21 protein-coding genes are annotated in these 17,404 nt (G+C 62.6%); 10 read left to right on the top strand and 11 right to left on the bottom strand.

The genetic code is table 11. The features are described from left to right. The first annotated feature begins 24 nt into the window (after positions 1 to 24). Positions 25 to 936, top strand: coding sequence for a biphenyl-2,3-diol 1,2-dioxygenase (gene bphC / locus H351_RS25120; RefSeq protein ID WP_029254739.1), 912 nt, complete (start codon positions 25 to 27; stop codon positions 934 to 936). A gap of 231 nt (positions 937 to 1,167) precedes the next feature. Beyond that, on the top strand, positions 1,168 to 1,950 hold the full coding sequence (locus H351_RS25125; RefSeq protein ID WP_020968790.1) for an IclR family transcriptional regulator: 783 nt from the start codon (positions 1,168 to 1,170) through the stop codon (positions 1,948 to 1,950). 1 nt (position 1,951) lies between these two features. Here H351_RS25125 and H351_RS25130 read toward each other — a convergent pair whose 3' ends face one another. Beyond that, positions 1,952 to 2,653 carry a PadR family transcriptional regulator gene (locus tag H351_RS25130; protein ID WP_019749414.1) on the bottom strand — a complete coding sequence of 234 codons (702 nt, stop codon included), beginning with the start codon at positions 2,651 to 2,653 and terminating at the stop codon, positions 1,952 to 1,954. 239 nt (positions 2,654 to 2,892) lie between these two features. Between H351_RS25130 and H351_RS25135 the strand changes: the two genes are divergently transcribed. The 3 genes from H351_RS25135 to H351_RS25145 all read left to right on the top strand — a co-directional run bounded on the left by H351_RS25135 (position 2,893) and on the right by H351_RS25145 (position 4,140). Beyond that, positions 2,893 to 3,393 (top strand): flavin reductase family protein, encoded by a 501-nt coding sequence (locus H351_RS25135; protein ID WP_020906617.1) that lies wholly within the window; start codon positions 2,893 to 2,895, stop codon positions 3,391 to 3,393. Positions 3,394 to 3,508: 115 nt separating this feature from the next. Beyond that, entirely contained in the window at positions 3,509 to 3,895 is a 387-nt protein-coding gene (locus H351_RS25140; protein WP_020906616.1) for a nuclear transport factor 2 family protein, read from the top strand. Continuing rightward, positions 3,895 to 4,140 carry a hypothetical protein gene (locus tag H351_RS25145; RefSeq protein WP_020906615.1) on the top strand — a complete coding sequence of 82 codons (246 nt, stop codon included), beginning with the start codon at positions 3,895 to 3,897 and terminating at the stop codon, positions 4,138 to 4,140. Before H351_RS25140 ends, H351_RS25145 begins: the two co-directional genes overlap by 1 nt. Here the strand turns inward: H351_RS25145 and H351_RS25150 are convergent. Together H351_RS25150 and H351_RS25155 are read right to left on the bottom strand one after the other, a co-directional pair. Beyond that, positions 4,113 to 4,598, bottom strand: coding sequence for a flavodoxin family protein (locus H351_RS25150; RefSeq protein WP_020906614.1), 486 nt, complete (start codon positions 4,596 to 4,598; stop codon positions 4,113 to 4,115). The genes H351_RS25145 and H351_RS25150 overlap by 28 nt on opposite strands. Next, positions 4,595 to 4,795, bottom strand: coding sequence for a hypothetical protein (locus tag H351_RS25155; protein WP_021334256.1), 201 nt, complete (start codon positions 4,793 to 4,795; stop codon positions 4,595 to 4,597). The genes H351_RS25150 and H351_RS25155 overlap by 4 nt, the downstream gene beginning before the upstream one ends. A 92-nt stretch (positions 4,796 to 4,887) precedes the next feature. On the opposite strand from H351_RS25155, the gene H351_RS25160 reads away from it, so the two are divergent. The 3 genes from H351_RS25160 (at position 4,888) to H351_RS25175 (ending at position 7,776) form a co-directional block, all read left to right on the top strand. After that, on the top strand, positions 4,888 to 5,322 hold the full coding sequence (locus tag H351_RS25160) for a nucleotidyltransferase domain-containing protein (protein ID WP_029254738.1): 435 nt from the start codon (positions 4,888 to 4,890) through the stop codon (positions 5,320 to 5,322). Next, positions 5,319 to 5,930: an AAA family ATPase gene (locus tag H351_RS25165; protein WP_029254737.1), complete on the top strand. Its 612-nt coding sequence runs from the start codon at positions 5,319 to 5,321 to the stop codon at positions 5,928 to 5,930. The genes H351_RS25160 and H351_RS25165 overlap by 4 nt, the downstream gene beginning before the upstream one ends. A gap of 403 nt (positions 5,931 to 6,333) precedes the next feature. Further along, a complete protein-coding gene (locus H351_RS25175) occupies positions 6,334 to 7,776 on the top strand; it encodes an FAD-dependent oxidoreductase (protein WP_029254736.1) in 1,443 nt (480 codons plus the stop codon). Position 7,777: 1 nt separating this feature from the next. Here H351_RS25175 and H351_RS25180 read toward each other — a convergent pair whose 3' ends face one another. The 4 genes from H351_RS25180 to H351_RS25195 form a co-directional block, all read right to left on the bottom strand. After that, positions 7,778 to 8,080 carry a hypothetical protein gene (locus H351_RS25180; RefSeq protein ID WP_029254735.1) on the bottom strand — a complete coding sequence of 101 codons (303 nt, stop codon included), beginning with the start codon at positions 8,078 to 8,080 and terminating at the stop codon, positions 7,778 to 7,780. Positions 8,081 to 8,162: 82 nt separating this feature from the next. Continuing rightward, positions 8,163 to 8,993: a mycofactocin-coupled SDR family oxidoreductase gene (locus tag H351_RS25185; RefSeq protein WP_029254734.1), complete on the bottom strand. Its 831-nt coding sequence runs from the start codon at positions 8,991 to 8,993 to the stop codon at positions 8,163 to 8,165. 4 nt (positions 8,994 to 8,997) lie between these two features. Continuing rightward, positions 8,998 to 9,795 carry a mycofactocin-coupled SDR family oxidoreductase gene (locus H351_RS25190; RefSeq protein ID WP_029254733.1) on the bottom strand — a complete coding sequence of 266 codons (798 nt, stop codon included), beginning with the start codon at positions 9,793 to 9,795 and terminating at the stop codon, positions 8,998 to 9,000. Beyond that, positions 9,792 to 11,417 carry a flavin-containing monooxygenase gene (locus tag H351_RS25195; protein ID WP_029254732.1) on the bottom strand — a complete coding sequence of 542 codons (1,626 nt, stop codon included), beginning with the start codon at positions 11,415 to 11,417 and terminating at the stop codon, positions 9,792 to 9,794. Before H351_RS25195 ends, H351_RS25190 begins: the two co-directional genes overlap by 4 nt. A 272-nt stretch (positions 11,418 to 11,689) precedes the next feature. Between H351_RS25195 and H351_RS25200 the strand changes: the two genes are divergently transcribed. Then, complete coding sequence (locus H351_RS25200; protein ID WP_019749394.1) at positions 11,690 to 12,130, top strand: hypothetical protein; 441 nt, start codon at positions 11,690 to 11,692, stop codon at positions 12,128 to 12,130. A gap of 7 nt (positions 12,131 to 12,137) precedes the next feature. On the opposite strand, the gene H351_RS25205 is transcribed toward H351_RS25200, so the two are convergent. Then, positions 12,138 to 12,797 (bottom strand): response regulator, encoded by a 660-nt coding sequence (locus H351_RS25205; protein ID WP_019749393.1) that lies wholly within the window; start codon positions 12,795 to 12,797, stop codon positions 12,138 to 12,140. Between the two features lie 176 nt (positions 12,798 to 12,973). Between H351_RS25205 and H351_RS25210 the strand changes: the two genes are divergently transcribed. Continuing rightward, the gene (locus tag H351_RS25210; RefSeq protein WP_019749392.1) at positions 12,974 to 13,435 is read left to right on the top strand and encodes a hypothetical protein; all 462 of its coding nucleotides are present in this window, start codon (positions 12,974 to 12,976) and stop codon (positions 13,433 to 13,435) included. 91 nt (positions 13,436 to 13,526) lie between these two features. Here H351_RS25210 and H351_RS25215 read toward each other — a convergent pair whose 3' ends face one another. From H351_RS25215 to H351_RS25225, 3 genes are all read right to left on the bottom strand, one after another. Continuing rightward, positions 13,527 to 14,702: an NADH:flavin oxidoreductase gene (locus H351_RS25215; protein ID WP_029254731.1), complete on the bottom strand. Its 1,176-nt coding sequence runs from the start codon at positions 14,700 to 14,702 to the stop codon at positions 13,527 to 13,529. 132 nt (positions 14,703 to 14,834) lie between these two features. Continuing rightward, on the bottom strand, positions 14,835 to 15,554 hold the full coding sequence (locus H351_RS25220; RefSeq protein WP_029254730.1) for an ABC transporter ATP-binding protein: 720 nt from the start codon (positions 15,552 to 15,554) through the stop codon (positions 14,835 to 14,837). Further along, the gene (locus tag H351_RS25225; protein ID WP_029254729.1) at positions 15,554 to 17,404 is read right to left on the bottom strand and encodes a branched-chain amino acid ABC transporter ATP-binding protein/permease; all 1,851 of its coding nucleotides are present in this window, start codon (positions 17,402 to 17,404) and stop codon (positions 15,554 to 15,556) included. Before H351_RS25225 ends, H351_RS25220 begins: the two co-directional genes overlap by 1 nt.

The following is a 17,404-nucleotide window of genomic DNA, read 5'->3' on the forward strand; positions in this document are numbered from 1 at the left end:
AGAAATCGACAGGAACAGAACACGATGACACACACTGACATCAAGGGACTTGGCTACGTCAAGATCTCGACCAACGACATGGCACGTTGGCGCACTTTCGCTTTCGATGTTCTCGGATTCGCCAAGGGCAGTGGGCCGGACGAGAACGCTCTCTACCTACGGCTCGACGAGCGTGCTGCTCGCATCGTCGTCGTCGAGGGTGAGCGCGACGAGATCGTCAACATCGGTTGGGAGGTCGCCGATCACGCCGCACTGCGCCGCGTTCAGGAGGCCCTCGAAAAGAACGGCACCGAGGTGGAGCAGCTTTCGCTCGCCGAAGCGGATGCTCGACGGGTCGAAGAGGTCATCGCCTTCACCGATCCCGGTGGAGCAGCCATCGAGGTCTTCCACGGAGCGATCCTCGACCACAGCCCCGTGGTGACGCCCTTCGGCGCTCGATTCGTCACCGGTGCACAGGGTCTCGGCCACGTCGTGCTCCCGGTGATGGACAGTGCTGCGAGCTTCGACTTTTACACCGAGGTGCTCGGCTTCTACCCGCGCGGCGCCTTCCGCCTGCCGGCCCCGCCCGAATTCGGGCCGCTGCGAATCCGTTTCATGGGTGTCAACGAGCGTCACCACAGCTTGGCCCTGTGCCCGGCACCGCACGGCGGCGCACCCGGCCTGATTCACATCATGGTCGAGGTCGACACCCTCGACGCTGTCGGCCAGGCTCTCGACCGCGTGATGAAGGACGGATTCTCCGTGTCGTCGACCCTGGGTCGCCACACCAACGACAAGATGATCTCCTTCTACGTCCGCGCACCCGGCGGCTGGGACATCGAGTTCGGCACCGAGGGCGCGAAGGTGGATCAGGACTCGTACTCCTCCGAGGAGATCACCGCTGACAGCTACTGGGGCCACGACTGGTCCGGAAGCGAACCGCTGGCAGCTATGTAGTACCTGTCGGCGACGATGTACTACCTGCCGGTGACGATGTAGTACCCGCCGGTAGTAAACCGACGAAGGGGCTTGCGCGAGCATTCGCGCAAGCCCCTTCGTCGTTTCCACCGTGACGCGCCCGAAAACAGACCGGTGATCCACTTCACAAATCCAGAACTCTATGACACTATTTCTAATTGAAATAGCCAGTTCACTGGTTGTGGAGCTCTAAGAGAAGTGAGGTACACGATGACACTGCAGGCTGTGGATGCTTTAGGCGCCGATTCGGCCCCGACAGCAATTCTCGATCGCGTCTCGCTGGTTCTCGACGCCTTCGACGGTCCCGGCAGGTTGACGCTCGCTCAGGTCGTTCGGAGCACGGGCCTGCCACGCTCGTCTGCCCACCGCATGCTCGAACGTCTCGTCTCGATGCGTTGGCTGCGCCGCGACGGCCGCGACTACGAACTCGGTATGCGCCTCGTCGAACTGGGATCGCTCGCGGTTCATCAAGACCGCCTCCACGCTGCAGCCATGCCGCTCCTCCACGAGCTCTACCGCGTCACCGGCTTCGTGGTTCACCTCGGCATCCTCGACGGGCCCGATGTGGTCTACATGGAGAAGATCGGCGGACGCCTCGCTGCCGCGGTGCCGACGCGTGTGGGTGGTCGACGCCGGGCCGAGACCACCGCGATCGGTCAGGCACTGCTTGCATTCGGTTCGCCGAAGTCCTCGGGCTACGCACTGCCCCACCTCGCCAGGATTCGCGAATCAGGGGTGGCATTCGAAACCGGAAACGGCCTACCGGGATTCAGCTGTCTTGCGGCACCGATCGGCCCCATCGGCCGCGCTGTTGCCGCGGTATCCATCTGCGCGCCGTCGAAGGCTCTCCGACTCGACCACGTCAGCGCAGCGCCGGTTCGGATGGCGGCCGCTGCCATTTGGCGTGGCATCGACGGCGGATCGCTGAGCGTCACTCCGACGTTGCAGCGTCGTCACCTGCTGCGCAACATGCCCACCGCAGCCGGGGCCTGACTCAGATATTCGAGCCGTTGCCGGTGAGACCGGCTTGCTCGAGCGCCAACACGTACTCCTCGACGTTCTTCCATCTGCCAGGCGTCGAGGGCAACGGCGATCCCAGTCGGTCGTGCTCGGCGACGTTCGCGAACTCGGCGGACGCACGATCGATGTCTTCGAGTAGTTCGCGAGCAAGTTCGATCTCGGCTCGGAAGTACCGTTCCGACCATCGCAACGTCATGACCGGGAACGACCAGGCCGGCTCGTTCTCGGCATGATCTGCGTGGAGTTTCGCGCGTCGAATCTGCTCTTCGACGTTGGCGATATGGGCTTCGACCAGTGCCTTCAGTCGCTCGGGTTCGTTGAGGTGTCCCATCCACAGACGCAACATGACGCCGTGCTTGAGCACCGGGACTTCCACCGGCGCCTCCCGTGACCACGTCCGGACGGCGTCGGTTCCTGATTGGGTGATCGAGTAGAGGCGCTTGCCCCGTACCCCGGGCTCGGAGACGACCCGGGACTCCACGAATCCGATGCTTTCGAGCTTCTTCAGCTCTGCGTAGACCTGGCTGATGGACGGGCTCCAGTAGAAGAAGCCGACACTCCAGTCAGCCCACTTCTTCAAATCGTTTCCGGTCAGTTCCTCCCCGAACGTCAGCATCCCGAGCACTGCCCAGCTGGTAGCGGGAAGTCCTCGGGACACGTCATCAGGTTCGGACATGCCCGAAGTCTAACAATCACTGGTGATTTGCTGGTTTCGTAGAATCCGAACGGACCGCTGAGCGGGATCAAATTTGCCCGAGACCCCTCCACCTGACACTCGGTCGGTCCGAACCCGTGGCGAGAAGCCATTGCTGCCATTGAGTGGGACTGCCGCTGGATTACGACCGCGGCGCCACACATCGTTGCTTCTGAAGCTGTTTGCAGAGTTTTGAACAGAGATTTGAACAAGGAGACGACATGACCGTGGAAAACGCCGAGCCGCCAGTTCTGGACGGACGCACACTTCGCAACGTGATGAGCAATTTCTGCACTGGCGTCACCGTCATCACCGCTCACGATGGAGACTCACCCCTCGGCTTCACCTGCCAGTCTCTGGTCTCGGTATCGCTCGATCCCCCGTTGCTCTCGTTCTGCCCGGCGAAGACGTCGACAAGTTGGCCGAAGCTTCGCGAATCCGGAACTCTCTGCATCAATGTTCTCGCCCACGATCAGCAGGACATGTGTTCGGCGTTCGCTCGCGGCGGGACCGACAAGTTCCTCGGCGTCGAGTGGGACGCGGCCGGCAACGGCGCTCCGGCGCTCAGCGGCGCACTCGCTCGCATCGAGGCCACCGTCGAGCAGGAGCACGACGCCGGTGATCACACCATCGTCGTCGCACGCATCACCGATCTGAACGTGCTGCGCCACGACGGTCCGCTTCTGTTCTACCGCGGCGGCTTCGGACGCTTCGACGCCTGAATTTCTTGCGGGCCGTCCCGCTGCGTGGGAGATTGCGACGCCGAATCGAGACGGCACCGATAGCGTCCGAAGTAGTTGTCAGACCCTGAACTTCTCGACTGATCGGACTAACTCGATGACCACTCTCGAACCAGACACCACGGCCGCGATCACGGCGACGGTTACCACCTACCTCGACGCCGTGGCTCGCGGATCGTCAGCGGACATCGCCGCCCTCTACGCCGAGAACGCGACACTCGAAGACCCGGTCGGCAGCGAACCCCGTGTCGGCAAAGCGGCGATCACCGAGTTCTACGGCGCTCTCGAGGGCGGTTCGCAAGAGACGGAGCTTCTCACCTTGCGGGTGAGCGGATCCAGCGCGGCCTTCCACTTCCGCGTCGTCACACCGGTGGGCGATCAGGTCTACGAGGTCGAACCGATCGACGTCATGACTTTCGACGCGGACGCCAAGATCACGAGCATGCGCGCGTTCTGGTCACCGGCCGATCTGATTGCACGCTAATGCGTCAGGTCAGCTGTCGGAACTGCGGAAACCGCGTTCTGGTCGAGAAATACAGCGAAGCGCACACCAGCGTCCAATGGCTCGAAGAGTCGCAAGTGGTGTGCCCGGAACTGGGGCGTGAGAACGGTCGAGCCAACGCTCAGCGGACGTGTGGCGCTCTGCGTCAGACGATCAACGACCTTGCCGACGCCGGCGAGCTGGAGATGAGCCTGCGCAGCTACCCGGTGCCGGGCAAGCTGTCCTGAACGCTACCGCGTAGGACTTCGGCGAACGTGCGCGCCGATTCCAAGTCGTCGGCGTTCGGCCGCCCCTTCCGGATACCGCCGAACGGCTTGAACGGAAAATACGTATCCCACGCACGGGACGAGAAGGCTGCGACCACATCGAAGCCCTTCTGCTCGAGCAGCTGAACCAGTGGACGCGAGAAGCGATGAATCCCCTTGTCGGGAAAACCACTGGTGGCGAAGACAAAAGCCTTGGATCGCCGTTCTTCGGGGAGTGCCTCGATGAACGAGCGTAGATCTTCGTGGTACGAGCGCAGGTAGATGCCGGAGCCGAAGCCCACTAGGTCGTAGTCAGCGAGCTGCGCGGCGTCGATGTCACCGGGCTCGACCACGCGAGCATCGAGAACTTCTCCGATGACGTCGGCGATACGCTTCGTATTGCCATGGGAGACAGAGGTACACACGATGATTGCCTTCATCGACTGCCTTCTTTCGTCGCTGTGTGTGGGACGCCATCTACGTTCTCGCGCAGGTAGATCCAGGTGATGAATCCACCGCAGATTGCAAAAATCACGGCGACAACCGAATATGCGTCGAGCGGAAACCCAGTCCAGATCAAGCCTGCAACAAGGACCATCGCACCAACAGCCAGACCTGCCGATACTTCCTTGGACATTCGCATCCCTCCCCTGGTTCATCACTGACAGTTCCAGGATAGAGGTACCAGCGAAGCCACGGACAGCCGTGACGGTGGGGAATGATGCCGGTATGTCAGCACGATTGAAAGGACGCAGGCGCGCGGTCAACGCTTTGCTCGTCGACGTCGAACAATGGGCCGGTGAACACGACGGAGTCAAGGCTGTAGCGCTGGTCGGGTCCTACGCGCGCGGCGCGGAGCGTATGGCGAGTGATCTTGATCTGATGATCCTGGCCGACGACGCGAACGCGCTCGCAAATGAAGACTGGTTCGTGCGGCTCCGTCCCGACGCGCGGTTCGTCCGCGCCGCGAACTGGGGGCCAGTCCGAGAGCGGCGTTTCCGCCTGCAGTCCGGGCTCCTCGTCGAGCTGAATTTCGCGAGCGAGAGCTGGGCGGACGTTCCGCTCGACGCGGGCACTCGACGTGTTCTCGAAGACGGTCACCGAATCCTGTACGACACGGGGCCTCTTCGTGTCGCTGCGAGTGCTGTAGGAATTGATCGATGAGCACTGCGTCGGTCTTCGAAACCTTAGCCGCCGAAATATCCGCGTTGCGCGGCTCGCCTCTCGTCGCGATCGACGGTGTCGATGGGAGCGGCAAGACGACATTCGCGAAAAGCCTTACAGCGCAGCTGAATGCACGCCCCGCCATCGTGATTCACGTCGATGACTTTCTGAATCCGCCGGAGATTCGTCATCGTAGAGGTCGGCAATCACCGGAAGGCTTCTGGCTCGACAGCTATGACTACGACGCGCTCGAACGACATGTTCTCGATCCGTTGGGGCCGGGCGGGAGCAGAAGGTACCGACAACGGCGGGACAGCGACGCGTACCTGCATGCAGCCGATGGAGCGATCGTCCTTGTCGAAGGACTCTTCCTGCATCGAGACGAACTCGCCGAACGATGGGACTATTCGATCTTTCTCGATGTGCCCTTCGAGGAGACCGCGCGGCGAATGAACCTTCGCGACGGAACGAACGCGGATCCGGATCATCCTTCGATGAACAGATATGTGGGCGGGCAACGGCTTTACTTCGCCGCTGCAAAACCCTGGACCCGAGCCGACTGCGTCATCGACAACTCCGACCCGGGCATGCCGCGCATCCACTCCTGATATCGCGTCGAGATCGCGAGCGATACTCGTATTCCGCCATCCCTCCCTGCCTGGGAATTCTCCCGAACGGTCGCGAGAAGTCGCGTAGGGTTTCTCAATGACGTCACCAACTGCCTCCCGCATCAGAACTCTGAACTGGATCGCATTCGGGATCGGGATTCTGCTGACTGCCCTCGCAATTTACGATCTCGTTCAAGGCGAGCGTTCAACCAGTGTATGGATCGCCGTTGTGTGTTGGCCGATTGTCGCAACACTCAGTGCGGTCCAGCTATTCAAGTCGAGACCCAACAGCTGAGTACTTGAGGGCACCCACTGATCCTCAGGCGACTGTCCGGAACAGGCCTTCTCTCGCTCACCGGGAAGGCACGTATGAGGCGCCACCATCCGACCATAGCTTTGTGACATGGACAACAACGTCGATGTCATTGTCATCGGATCGGGCGCTGCCGGATCCGCCGCCGCACTCCAAGCACACGCTGACGGCGCGTCGGTGGTGATTCTGGAGAAGAGTGGACGCGATACCGCGGGCGGCAACACTCGACTGTCCGGCAGTGGATGGTTCGTCAACCAGGACCCTGCCGCCGCCCGCACCTTCCTGCGTTCGTTGAACGGAACGTTCACCGTTGCCGACGACGTCATCGACGCCTGGGCAGAGAATACGCAAGGACTGTCCGACTGGCTCCGCAGTCTGGGTGCAACTGTAGCGATGACCGGCGATTTCCATTCCACGGCGGAGTACGGCGAACTCGACGGAAGTTCTTGTTACGCAGGGATGGATACCATCGAAGGGAAGATGGGCAATGAACTTCTCTACCGCTTCCTCGTTTCCGCTCTCGCTGAACGCGGCATCACAACTCTTTTCGACACCGAAGCCACCAGACTCTTGACGGATGAATCCGGATCGGTGACCGGAGTCGAGATCCGTTCGGGTGAACAAACTTCGCAGATCCATGCGCGCCGAGGTGTCATCCTTGCCACCGGAGGTTTCGAAGCAAATCCGGCCATGGTGCGCGATTACCTACGCCTGGAGAATCCGAAGATCTGGGGCTCACCTTCGGCAACAGGCGACGGCCACCGGATGGCACAGGCAGTGGGCGCGGATCTGTGGCACATGAACAACATGATGACCATTACGGGAATCCCCGGCGACCTCGAAAATCCGACTGGATTCTTCCTCGCACTGTGGAACGCGCACAACTATGTGTTCCTCAGCCGGGAAGGTCGACGCTTCACCGACGAGTCAGCCGAAATGCGGCACGGTCATGTGTTCAGAGAGGGTTCCTACCAACACTTTCCGGTACAACCGATGAACATAGTGTTCGACGAGACGATGAGGTTGGCCGGGCAGCTGAGCCCCGGTCGCGACGTACTGCCCGTCGGACACATGGTCCTCGACGAAGGGTACGAGTGGAGTTCGGACAATCAAGCCGAGATCGACAAGGGTTGGATCGTCAAAGCGGACACGCTTGCCGAACTCGCCGGGAAGCTCGGCTTGGACCCCGCCGTCGTGGAAACGAGCGTGCACCGCTACAACGAGGCGTGCGCGGACGGCGTAGACCATTCCTTCGGCCGCAACCCGGAAACTTTGGCCCCGGTGGCAACCGCTCCGTTCTACGCCGTCTCCGGGCCGCCACTGCTGGGATGGAGTAGCGGTGGGCCGCGCCGCGACGGTCATTCCCGCGTCCTCGACACCGCCGGTAGCCCGATTCCGGGGCTGTATGCGGCGGGCGCAGTGAGTTCCACCTACAGCGCGGCGAAGGACGGTGGATTCCATATTGCCGACGCCTTCGCGTTCGGTCGTGTTGCCGGCGCCCATGCTGCCGCGCGCGCGACAGCGGGCGACTGAGTCACATCCGAGCGGCCTTGACCTCGTCGAAGAACGCGACGACGGCGGCTTCGTTCTCCGGCGGAACGGTGAGCGATGCCCGTGGACCCGCTATCGCGATGGTGTCGTCGGCGAGCCGGTTTCCAATGGTGAGTTTCAATCCCGATTTCGACGGTTTCGCCTTCACCGCAATGTGTTCGACATGCCAGCGAGCCACTTCGCTCGTGCTCGCGGCGGTGCGGTCGAAGACCTCCACCGTGCGGTGGTCGAGGACCATGACGATGTTGGTCCCGACGGTAACTTCCAGATAGCGTCGTTCCGCCACGGTGTGCGCCTTTCGGTCAGTTGAACCCGACGCTACACACCGTGGCAGATCTCAGCGTGACATAACTCCGCTATTCAAAACTTCAGCGGGACGAACTCCCCGCATCCACCGGCAGGGCGACCGACGTGATGTAGCGGGCCTCGTCGGAGGACAGGAACAGTGCCGCATTCGCTACGTCCACCGGTTCGATCCACGGAATGGCAAGCATGTTCATCGTCATCGCGGCCGCAGCGAATTCCTCGCGCGTCGGGTTCTCGAGATCGGGGCGGAACTTGCCGCGCACCAACGGGTTCTGAATCATCAGAGTGTCGACGTTGGTGGGATGAACGGTGTTGACCCGCACGTTGTGCGGCGCCAATTCCTTTGCCAGCGAACGCATCAGACCAACGACTCCATGCTTGGCTGCGGTGTAGTGCGCAACTCCGACCAGCCCCCGCAGTCCGGCGATGGAACTGGTGAGTGTCATCGATCCCCCACCTCGCGCGATCAAGTGCGGCGCCGCAACCGTCGTGGTGTGCCACACCCCGGTCAGGTTCACGTCCAACATGGTCTGCCACATCGTTTCCGACATCGTCAGAGCCCCGTCGGAGGACGTGATACCAGCTGTAGCGCACACGATGTCGAGTCCGCCGAGCGCTTCGACCCCCGAGTCCACCGCGCTGCGTAGTGCCTCGAGATCCCGAACGTCCACTACCGCAGATTCGACCTTTCGCCCCAGTGCCTCGATCTGGGCTACCGTCTCGGCGAGATCGGATTCCGACGCGGGCGGGGTGACTGTCGTTTCCAACGACGCGCACACGTCGATCGCGATGATGTCCGCACCTTCTTCGGCGAATCGCACGGCCTGAGCCCTGCCGATTCCTCGTGCCGCACCCGTGATCAGCGCGATCTTGCCTTCCAATCGAGAAGTCATCAATTCACACTTTCTGGGTCAGGCCGGCGTCGACCACCAACTGACAGCCGGTCATGTAGCGGGACTCCGCGGATGCGAGAAACAGGACGGCATTGCTGACATCCACCGGATCGACCCAGGGAACAGGTAACAGGTTGCGTGCGCTCAGTACTGCAGCGGCGTCTGCTTCCGTGGGATTCTCGATGTCCGGGCACAGGTTCGCGAACACTCGCTCGTTGATGATCATCGGGGTACGTACCGAACCCGGATGCACGGAGTTGACGCGAATACCCTCCGCGCCCAACTCGTTGGCCAGCGTTCTGGCCAGGCCCACCACGGCGTGCTTGGCGGCGCTGTAATGACTCGCTCCGGCAATACCTTTGATTCCCGCTGTCGAGCTGACCAGAACGACGGATCCACCGTCGCCGAAGTGCGGAACACAGGCCTTGACGGTGTGCCACGCCCCAGTCAGATTGACGTCGAGCGAGCGGTTCCACACTGCAGGATCGATGGTCCACGACGGTCCCGGCGTGTCGTACACGCCTGCATTCGCGACGACGACGTCCAACCCGCCGAGTTCGGCGACACAATCGGCGACTACCGCGGCGAGATCTTCGAAGTCACGAATGTCCGCGACGCCGGTGACCGCCACGCCTCCACGCTCGCGTACCGCCTGGGCGGTCTCCTCCAGCTCGGACTTTGCCTGCACGACATCCAACGCGATCACGGACGCGCCTTCGTCGGCGAGACGCTCGCAGTGTGAGCGGCCCATCCCGCCGGCCGCACCTGTCACGAGTATGCGGAGACCCTCGAGGCGACTCATGCGTGCACCGCACTGTTCAGTTCGAAGCCTCGGTATCCCGCGGCTGCCACGTCTGCACAGATGTCGGAGTAGAGACCGAATCCTCCGATGAATGGCATGAATATCCTCGGCTTTCCCGGAATGTTGGCTCCCATGTACCAGGAGTTCGCGGATGGAAACAGCGTCGCCGACGCCCGGCGTGAGCATTCGTCGAGCCAGTTGTCCACGGCTTCGGCACTCGGTTCGATGGTGTCGATGCCCGCCGAATCGAGGTGGTTGATCGCGCCCGCGATCCAGTCCACGTGCTGCTCGGCAGCGAGAATCATGTTGGACAGCACACTCGGGCTACCCGGCCCGGTGACGATGAACAGGTTGGGGAACCCGTGTACTCCGAGGCCTAGATACGTCCTTGGACCCGCATGCCAGTTCTCGCGCAACGTCTCGCCATTGCGGCCGCGGATCTCGATGCGATCGAGCGCTCCCGTCATCGCGTCGAACCCGGTGGCGAACACCAGCGCATCCAGTTCGTAGTGCGCATCGGCCGTCTTGATTCCAGCCTCGTCGATCGCCTCGATCGGTGCGGACTTGAGATCTACCAGGCTGACGTTGTCACGGTTGTAGCTCTGGTAGTAGTTCGTGTCCGTGACAATCCGCTTGGTTCCGATGGGGTGGTCGTTCGGAATGAGCAGGTCGGCGATCGCCTGATCCTGGACTTCCGAGCGGATCTTGCGTTCGGCAAACGCTGCCGCTGTCCCGTTGGCCTCGATGTTGCTCGTCTGGTCTGCGAAGGTCTTGGCGAACAGGACACCGCCGAGCTTCCAACGCTCCTCGTATGCCGCGATTCTCTCGGCCTCCGAGACCTCGAGGGCGCTGCGAGGATCCGAAACGAACGGCGATCCACCGCCACTGCGCTTGGACAGCGCTCGACGCTCTGCGTAGCCGGCCTTGATCTCGGCGCGGCGCTTGTCATCGAGAGGCGTGTTTCCTGCCGGCACACTGTAATTCGCGGACCGCTGGAAAACGTAGAGATGATCGGCCTGCTCGGCGATCAGCGGAATGGATTGGATGCCCGAGGATCCGGTGCCGATCACGCCGACGCGTTTGCCGGTGAAGTCGACGCCCTCGTGCGGCCAGAAACCGGTGTGGAACACCTCGCCACCGAAGGTCTCACGGCCCGCAATGTTCGGAACGTTCGCGGTCGAGAGGCTGCCCGTGGCGCACACGACGAAGCGTGAGGTGACGTCGTGACCGCCGTCGGTCTGTACTCGCCACGTGGCAGTACCCTCGTCGAACTGTGCGCTCAGAACGCGTGTGTCGAAGGTGAAGCCAGTGCGTAGGTCGAAGCGATCAGCCACGTGATCGAGGTACGAGAGGATCTCCGGTTGCGCGGCGTACTTCTCGCTCCAGTCCCAATCCTGTTGGAGCTCTTCGGAGAACGAGTAGGAGTAGTCGAAACTCTCGACGTCGCAGCGTGCGCCGGGGTAGCGGTTGAAATACCACGTGCCGCCCACTCCGGAGCCCGCCTCGAAGCCGTGGACACGCAGCCCCTGCTCGCGAAGTCGGTGCATGGCGTACATGCCAGCGACGCCGGCGCCGATGACTACGACGTCGAGTGGTGCGGTGGAGAAGTCAGGATCGGTCATGGTGGTCACGCTACGAGTGGACTGGTTGGTAGAGGAACGGGTTCTCCCGCTGGGTGGGCGGAGCCTCCACCCCATGACACTGGGTGGGCGGAGCCTCCACCCCATGACACTGGGTGGGCGGGCCCGTACGGGTTTGTCCACCGATCGGGGGACACCGATGTCATCCAGCACTCGGACCCGTAGGTGGACAGACCCGAAGGGATTTCGGGGCCATAGTTGTCTCATCACCGAAACACACGGTCACCGAGACCGACAAATCGAGGAGAAACATCATGGCTACCAACACAATTCGACCCGAAGCAATTTCCTTCTCCGGCCTCAGCATGGCAGCTCTGGTCGCCCGCGCCGCCGGGGCGAACGCTGTGAAGTCGATAACCGACACTTCCGTCACGACGGCGATGATCAGCAATTCGGGCTTCGGGGCCCTGTATCTGGTCGACGCATCCAATCCGAACGGTGACTGGATCGTCCCGCCGGCCGACTACATCCTGCCGAACATGAACGTCAACGTGGTCGCCACGAGCAAGAATCAGAACGACTTTCCCGTCGTGCTGACGTACCGCTCCGACGACGGTGGAGTGTTTGTCTTCAGCGCCACCAACTCGAAGACCAGGGCAGATGCCGGCGGAACGTACGCCCCCGACGGCCACGACGTCACGGTGACGATGACCTCGGGTTACCCGGCCATGAACGTCACGTACGTACTGCGGTGACTCCCGTTCACTCCAACAGACCCTGCCGCATCGCGGCGGCGACGGCGGCGCCTCGATCGTTGACTCCGAGTTTCTCGTAGAGGCGCTGCACGTGGGTTTTGACGGTCGAAGGCGCAAGAAAGAGCTGGGAGGCGATGGTGGGGATACTGGCGCCCTGTGCGATCAATCCGAGAACTTCACGCTCACGGGCGCTGAGAGTCGGGCCGGACGGCTCGCTACGGCGACGCACCTCGCCTACCAGTCCGGCAGCGATGCTGGGCGGCAACACATCTCGGCCCGCGGCGCAGTCGAGCACGGCGCTCACGATCTCGGCCCGGGTGGATTCCTTCGGCAGGAATCCGGCAGCACCCGCCTGCAGAGCCTGATACACGACGGACGATTCGTCGTGAGCACTGAGCAGGAGCACCCTGGTCGGCAACTCGTCTCGAACCACTGCTGCTGCCACCTGGGTCCCGTCCAGGTGCGGCATCCGGAAATCGATCAGCGCCACCTTCGGGCGTAATTCCCGAATCATTGCGAGCGCAGCTGCGCCGTCGTCGGCCTCGCCCAGAACGTCGATGCGGTCACTGCCGGTCAGGGCCCGAACCACGCCCTCACGAAACAACGGGTGATCGTCGCCGACCACCACGGAAACCTTGCCGACCACCGGCTTCGTGCCTTCTCGCATTGCTCACTTTCTCACGCCCGTACCAGCAATGCGAGCACTTGCGCCTCCCCCGATCGGGGGACACGCGATTCAACCCCGCCACGGCCCCGTCGGCGGACATACAGCAGCCCTGATTCGCGACAAGATTGATTCATCGCCGAGAACGGCAACCACACACCAGCCCAGGAGCAGACATCATGCGTACCAACACCACTCGCTTCGTAGCAGTCACCGCGATCGCCCTCGCTCTCGGCGGAACCGCACTGGGAACCGCGGCGGTCGCCAACGCCGGCACCATGCCGACGGACGGCCCGACGGTTGCCATGACCATCACCAACAACACCGACAACCCGATGCTGCTGGACAGCGCGTCCAACCCCTACGGACAGTGGATCAACGGCCCCCGCTCCTACTTGGCTCCGCACACGACCGAAATCGTCACCGCCTACAGCAGCGATCCGCGCGGCATCGGTGTCGACGTCACCTACAACGTCGCCGACGGAGTCCAGACCGTCATGGCGGCCAACAACTACGCCGGCAACCCCACCCTCGATGGGACCCGCATCATCGGCGACCCGACGCACGTCATCCTCACCGACTACATGGCCACCGGCTACCCCACGATGAACGCCTCCTACGACGTCTTCACGCAGAACTGAACCGAGCGTTGATGCGACCACGAACTTGATCCGCTACGGCCCACGACCCGGTATCCGCATGGATGTCGGGACGTGGTGTGCGCTGACCAGCTCAGACGCGTTCGACCAACACGCAGCGGGCGCCACTGAAGATCGTGGGCATGCACTTGTTGCAGTGGATGCACAGTGATTGGGTATCGGATTCGGCTGCGATCCGATTGATCAGATCCGGTTCTCTGAGCAGTGCCCGTGCCATGGCGACGAACTCGAACCCTTCCGCCATTGCGGTATCCATGCCCGCTTTGTCCGTGACACCTCCGAGCAGCACGAGCGGCAACTTCACCGCAGCACGGATCTGCCGAGCCTCTTCCAGCATGAACAGCGGCTTGTACGGATAGGTATGCAACATGCTCTTGCCCACCAACTGCACACCGAGTCGAACAGGTTGCGGCATCGCGGCGGCGAACTCGCGGATCGGCGCATCGCCCTTGAACAGGTACATCGGGTTGAGCAGTGAGCTACCCATCGTCAACTCGAGCGCGTCGACGCTTCCGGATGCTTCGAGCCACTGCGCCACCTGGATTGCTTCGTCCACCCAGAATCCGCCTGGCACACCGTCGTCCATGTTCAGCTTGGCCAAGATCGCGATCTTGTCGCCGACGGCATCGCGCACACTGCGTGCAGTTTCGAGTACGACGCGAGCCCGATTCTCGAGCGATCCGCCGTAGGAGTCCTTACGACGGTTGAGTTTCGGGCTCAGGAACGAGCTCGCGAAATAGTTGTGGCCGAAGTGGATCTCGACGGCGTCGAATCCTGCCTCGACGGCAAGTCGCGCAGCGCTCCCGTGCGCGGCCGCAATTCTGGTGATGTCCGCTGTGGTGGCAGTGCGAATCATCCTCATGCTCAACGGATTGAACGAACTCGACGGTGCCAGCGCGGGCAGTCCGGTCGACTTCTGATTCGCGACGGGGCCGGCGTGCCCGAGCTGCGCCGATGCTGCTGCCCCTTCGGCGTGAATGGCATCGGTGAGTCGTCGCAGTCCGGGGAGGGCATCGGGCCGCATCCACAGCTGGCCGTATTCGGTGCGCCCTTCCGGTGCGACGGCGCAATACGCGACGGTGGACATCCCGACTCCGCCGGCTGCCGGGCGGCGATGGAACTCGATCAGCTCGTCGGTGACCAGGGCGTCGGGAGTTTTGCCTTCGAATGTCGCGGACTTGATGATTCGATTTCGCAAGGTCACCGGGCCCAGCTTTGCCGGGGCGAGCACGTCGGGAGCAGTCATCAAGTTTGCCTCTCGCAGGGGTTGTTTGCTGGACGGTAGATCGATGGTCCAGAGCTGGCCAGCCCCCGTGCCACGGAGCGGGAAAACAACTTCAGCCCGGCCGAGGTGGCCGGGCTGAAGTGACATCGGTGCAGATCAGATGCGTCCGAAGTACGCGTCCTTGAGCACTGCCAGGTCGTCGATGTCCTTGGCGTCGGCGTCGAGGACCACCTTGCCGATGTCGAGGACCGTCACGTGATCGGCGACGCTCATCGCGGCCTCCACTGCCTGCTCCACCAACAGAACAGCCAGGCCGGTTTCTTTGAGCTGCTGGACGCGGTCCATCACCTCACCGACGATCACGGGAGCGAGACCGCCCGAAGGTTCGTCGAGAAGGAGCAACCTAGGCTGCGCCATCAGCGCTGCGCCGATCGCGAGCATCTGCTGCTGACCGCCCGACATGGAACCGGCGGGAAGCGAACGCTTCTCCCCCAGGATCGGGAACATCTCGTACATGGACTCGACGGATTCCATAAGCTCGCCGCGCTTTGCCTTGCGGGTGTACCCGCCCAGCAGGAGGTTCTGCTCGACGGTCTGCTTGTGGAAGACCCGCTTGCCCTCCTGCACGTACGCCATCCCCTGCCGCACCCGCTTGTGGGCGGGAACTCCGGTGATGTCGGCACCGTCCATTTCGACGGTTCCGGAGGCCACCTTGTTGAGGCCGGACAGGGCACGGAGCGTGCTCGTCTTGCCTGCGCCGTTGCGTCCGAGCAGGGCGGTCACCTGACCGGGATAGACGTCGAACGAGACATCCCAGACGACGCGCAGATCGCCGTACCCGGTCTGCAGGTTACGGACCTTCAGAATCGGTTCCATCACTTCACCTCGCTGGTCTGATGGTCTACCGCGCCGATTTCTTCGAGAAGTGCTTCTTCGTCACCGGACTTGACTCCGAGGTATTCGCTCAAGACGCGTGGGTGATGTTCGATGGTTGCCGCATCGCCGGTGGCGATCACCTGCCCTTGCGCCAGCACGACTATCTCGTCGGCCAGCGAGAGGACGAGGCGGAAGTTGTGCTCCACCAACACCACTGTGGCCCCGGCATCTCGCAGTACCCGGATCAGGTCCGCCAGGCGTTCGAGTTCGTCCTCGTCGAGTCCGGACGCAACCTCGTCGAAGAGTACGACCCTCGGCTCGGCGATGACGGCGCGAGCAACTTCGAGCATGCGACGCATCCCCAGGGGCAGCGACGTCGCGATCTCGTTGCGCAGGTGCGACATCCCCACGAGCTCGAGAACACGCTCGGCCTCGACGATGTCGGCCTTCGCGATCCTGCGGAAGCTGGGCAGGCGAAGCACAGCCGACGCCATCGACGCGCGGTGCACCGAATACCGTCCGGATGCAACAGCTTCCAGAACCGTGATGTTCTCCGGAATCGTCGGAGTTTGGAACGTGCGCGCCACCCCCACGCGCGCCACCTTGTGCGGCGACGACTGCGAGACCACCGTGTCACCGATTGTGATCACGCCGGCGTCCGCGGTGTAGAAGCCGCAGATCATGTTGAGCATGGTCGTCTTACCCGAACCGTTGGGCCCGATCAACGCGGTGACCTTACCGGCCTCTGCGGTCAGGGTTGCCGCATTGAGTGCCTGGTTGCCACCGAATGCCTTGGACACTCCGTCGACCACCAACCGTGCGCCGTTGATCGGCGCCAGCTCCGGTGTTCCGCCGCTGTTTTCCTTTGCGGTGACTACGCCCAGGCCGGCCTTGCGATCGAGTTTCGAGACGATCGCTCGCCCGACCTTGGTCAGACCACCCGAGAGCAGCACACCGCCGATGATCAGGAAGCCCCCGTAGAAGATCAGCGAGTATTCCTGAAATGCCGTCGACTGGTTGGGACCGAGCTGCATGATCGCGGCACCGACTACGGCGCCGTACACACTTGCCGCACCGCCCAGAATGGATGCCGCCAGAACCGCTGTGGCAAAGGTGAACCCGAAGGCTTCCGGCGAGATGAACAGGTCGGTATTGGCGAACAACGCACCCGCCAGGCCGGCCGGGAACGCACCGATCGCATAGCCGAGCAGTTTCATCCGGAACACCGACACACCCTGCGACGACGCCAGCACCGGCGACTGCTTGAGCGTGCGGAACGCGATGCCGTGGCGCGAGACCACCAGGTTGCGCATCACCGCGAACCAGAGGACGGTGACCACGACAACCACCATGTAGTACTGCTGGGTGTCGAGTTCGGAGCCGAAGAGCGTCGGTGGCTCCATACCGGTGAGGCCGTTTCGGCCGCCGGTCTTGCCGCCGAAGATCGCCAGTACGTCCGGTACCAGCAGGACCAGGAAGAACGACGTCATCGCCAGGGACCAATTGCCCAGTCGCAGACCGGGAACGCCGGTCAAGATGCCGACGCCCAATGCCACGGCACCGGCCGCAGCGAGCTGGACCAGAATGTCGGTGTGACCGGCCTGGGACATCAGACCCGCGGTGTATGCACCCGCCGCGTACATCGCGGCCTGGCCGAGCGCCAGTTCACCGGCAAAGCCGAGGCTCAGGTTCAGGCCGCTGACCACAAGCGCCAGGATGCAGGCCAATTGAATCTGCCGTGATGTCGACAGGTCGAGCCCCATCACGGGCAGCAGCAAGATCACTACCGCCAGGACCAGCGGGATGATCCAGCTCGGAAGGGAACGGAAAGTCCGCCACGCGCTTACCAT

The organism is Rhodococcus erythropolis R138 (assembly GCF_000696675.2).
In the GTDB taxonomy this organism is placed as follows: Bacteria; Actinomycetota; Actinomycetes; order Mycobacteriales; family Mycobacteriaceae; genus Rhodococcus_F; species Rhodococcus_F erythropolis.

Bases quoted from the DNA above. Each gene is read 5' to 3' on its own strand.
- H351_RS25140 (WP_020906616.1), top strand. From the start codon at position 3,509: ATGACCACTCTCGAACCAGACACCACGGCCGCGATCACGGCGACGGTT.
- H351_RS25185 (WP_029254734.1), bottom strand. From the start codon at position 8,993: ATGACTTCTCGATTGGAAGGCAAGATCGCGCTGATCACGGGTGCGGCA.
- H351_RS25125 (WP_020968790.1), top strand. From the start codon at position 1,168: ATGACACTGCAGGCTGTGGATGCTTTAGGCGCCGATTCGGCCCCGACA.
- H351_RS25150 (WP_020906614.1), bottom strand. From the start codon at position 4,598: ATGAAGGCAATCATCGTGTGTACCTCTGTCTCCCATGGCAATACGAAG.
- H351_RS25195 (WP_029254732.1), bottom strand. From the start codon at position 11,417: ATGACCGATCCTGACTTCTCCACCGCACCACTCGACGTCGTAGTCATC.
- H351_RS25210 (WP_019749392.1), top strand. From the start codon at position 12,974: ATGCGTACCAACACCACTCGCTTCGTAGCAGTCACCGCGATCGCCCTC.
- H351_RS25225 (WP_029254729.1), bottom strand. From the start codon at position 17,404: ATGGTAAGCGCGTGGCGGACTTTCCGTTCCCTTCCGAGCTGGATCATC.
- bphC (WP_029254739.1), top strand. From the start codon at position 25: ATGACACACACTGACATCAAGGGACTTGGCTACGTCAAGATCTCGACC.
- H351_RS25135 (WP_020906617.1), top strand. From the start codon at position 2,893: ATGACCGTGGAAAACGCCGAGCCGCCAGTTCTGGACGGACGCACACTT.
- H351_RS25205 (WP_019749393.1), bottom strand. From the start codon at position 12,797: ATGCGAGAAGGCACGAAGCCGGTGGTCGGCAAGGTTTCCGTGGTGGTC.
- H351_RS25175 (WP_029254736.1), top strand. From the start codon at position 6,334: ATGGACAACAACGTCGATGTCATTGTCATCGGATCGGGCGCTGCCGGA.
- H351_RS25145 (WP_020906615.1), top strand. From the start codon at position 3,895: ATGCGTCAGGTCAGCTGTCGGAACTGCGGAAACCGCGTTCTGGTCGAG.
- H351_RS25200 (WP_019749394.1), top strand. From the start codon at position 11,690: ATGGCTACCAACACAATTCGACCCGAAGCAATTTCCTTCTCCGGCCTC.
- H351_RS25220 (WP_029254730.1), bottom strand. From the start codon at position 15,554: ATGGAACCGATTCTGAAGGTCCGTAACCTGCAGACCGGGTACGGCGAT.
- H351_RS25155 (WP_021334256.1), bottom strand. From the start codon at position 4,795: ATGTCCAAGGAAGTATCGGCAGGTCTGGCTGTTGGTGCGATGGTCCTT.
- H351_RS25160 (WP_029254738.1), top strand. From the start codon at position 4,888: ATGTCAGCACGATTGAAAGGACGCAGGCGCGCGGTCAACGCTTTGCTC.
- H351_RS25165 (WP_029254737.1), top strand. From the start codon at position 5,319: ATGAGCACTGCGTCGGTCTTCGAAACCTTAGCCGCCGAAATATCCGCG.
- H351_RS25130 (WP_019749414.1), bottom strand. From the start codon at position 2,653: ATGTCCGAACCTGATGACGTGTCCCGAGGACTTCCCGCTACCAGCTGG.
- H351_RS25190 (WP_029254733.1), bottom strand. From the start codon at position 9,795: ATGAGTCGCCTCGAGGGTCTCCGCATACTCGTGACAGGTGCGGCCGGC.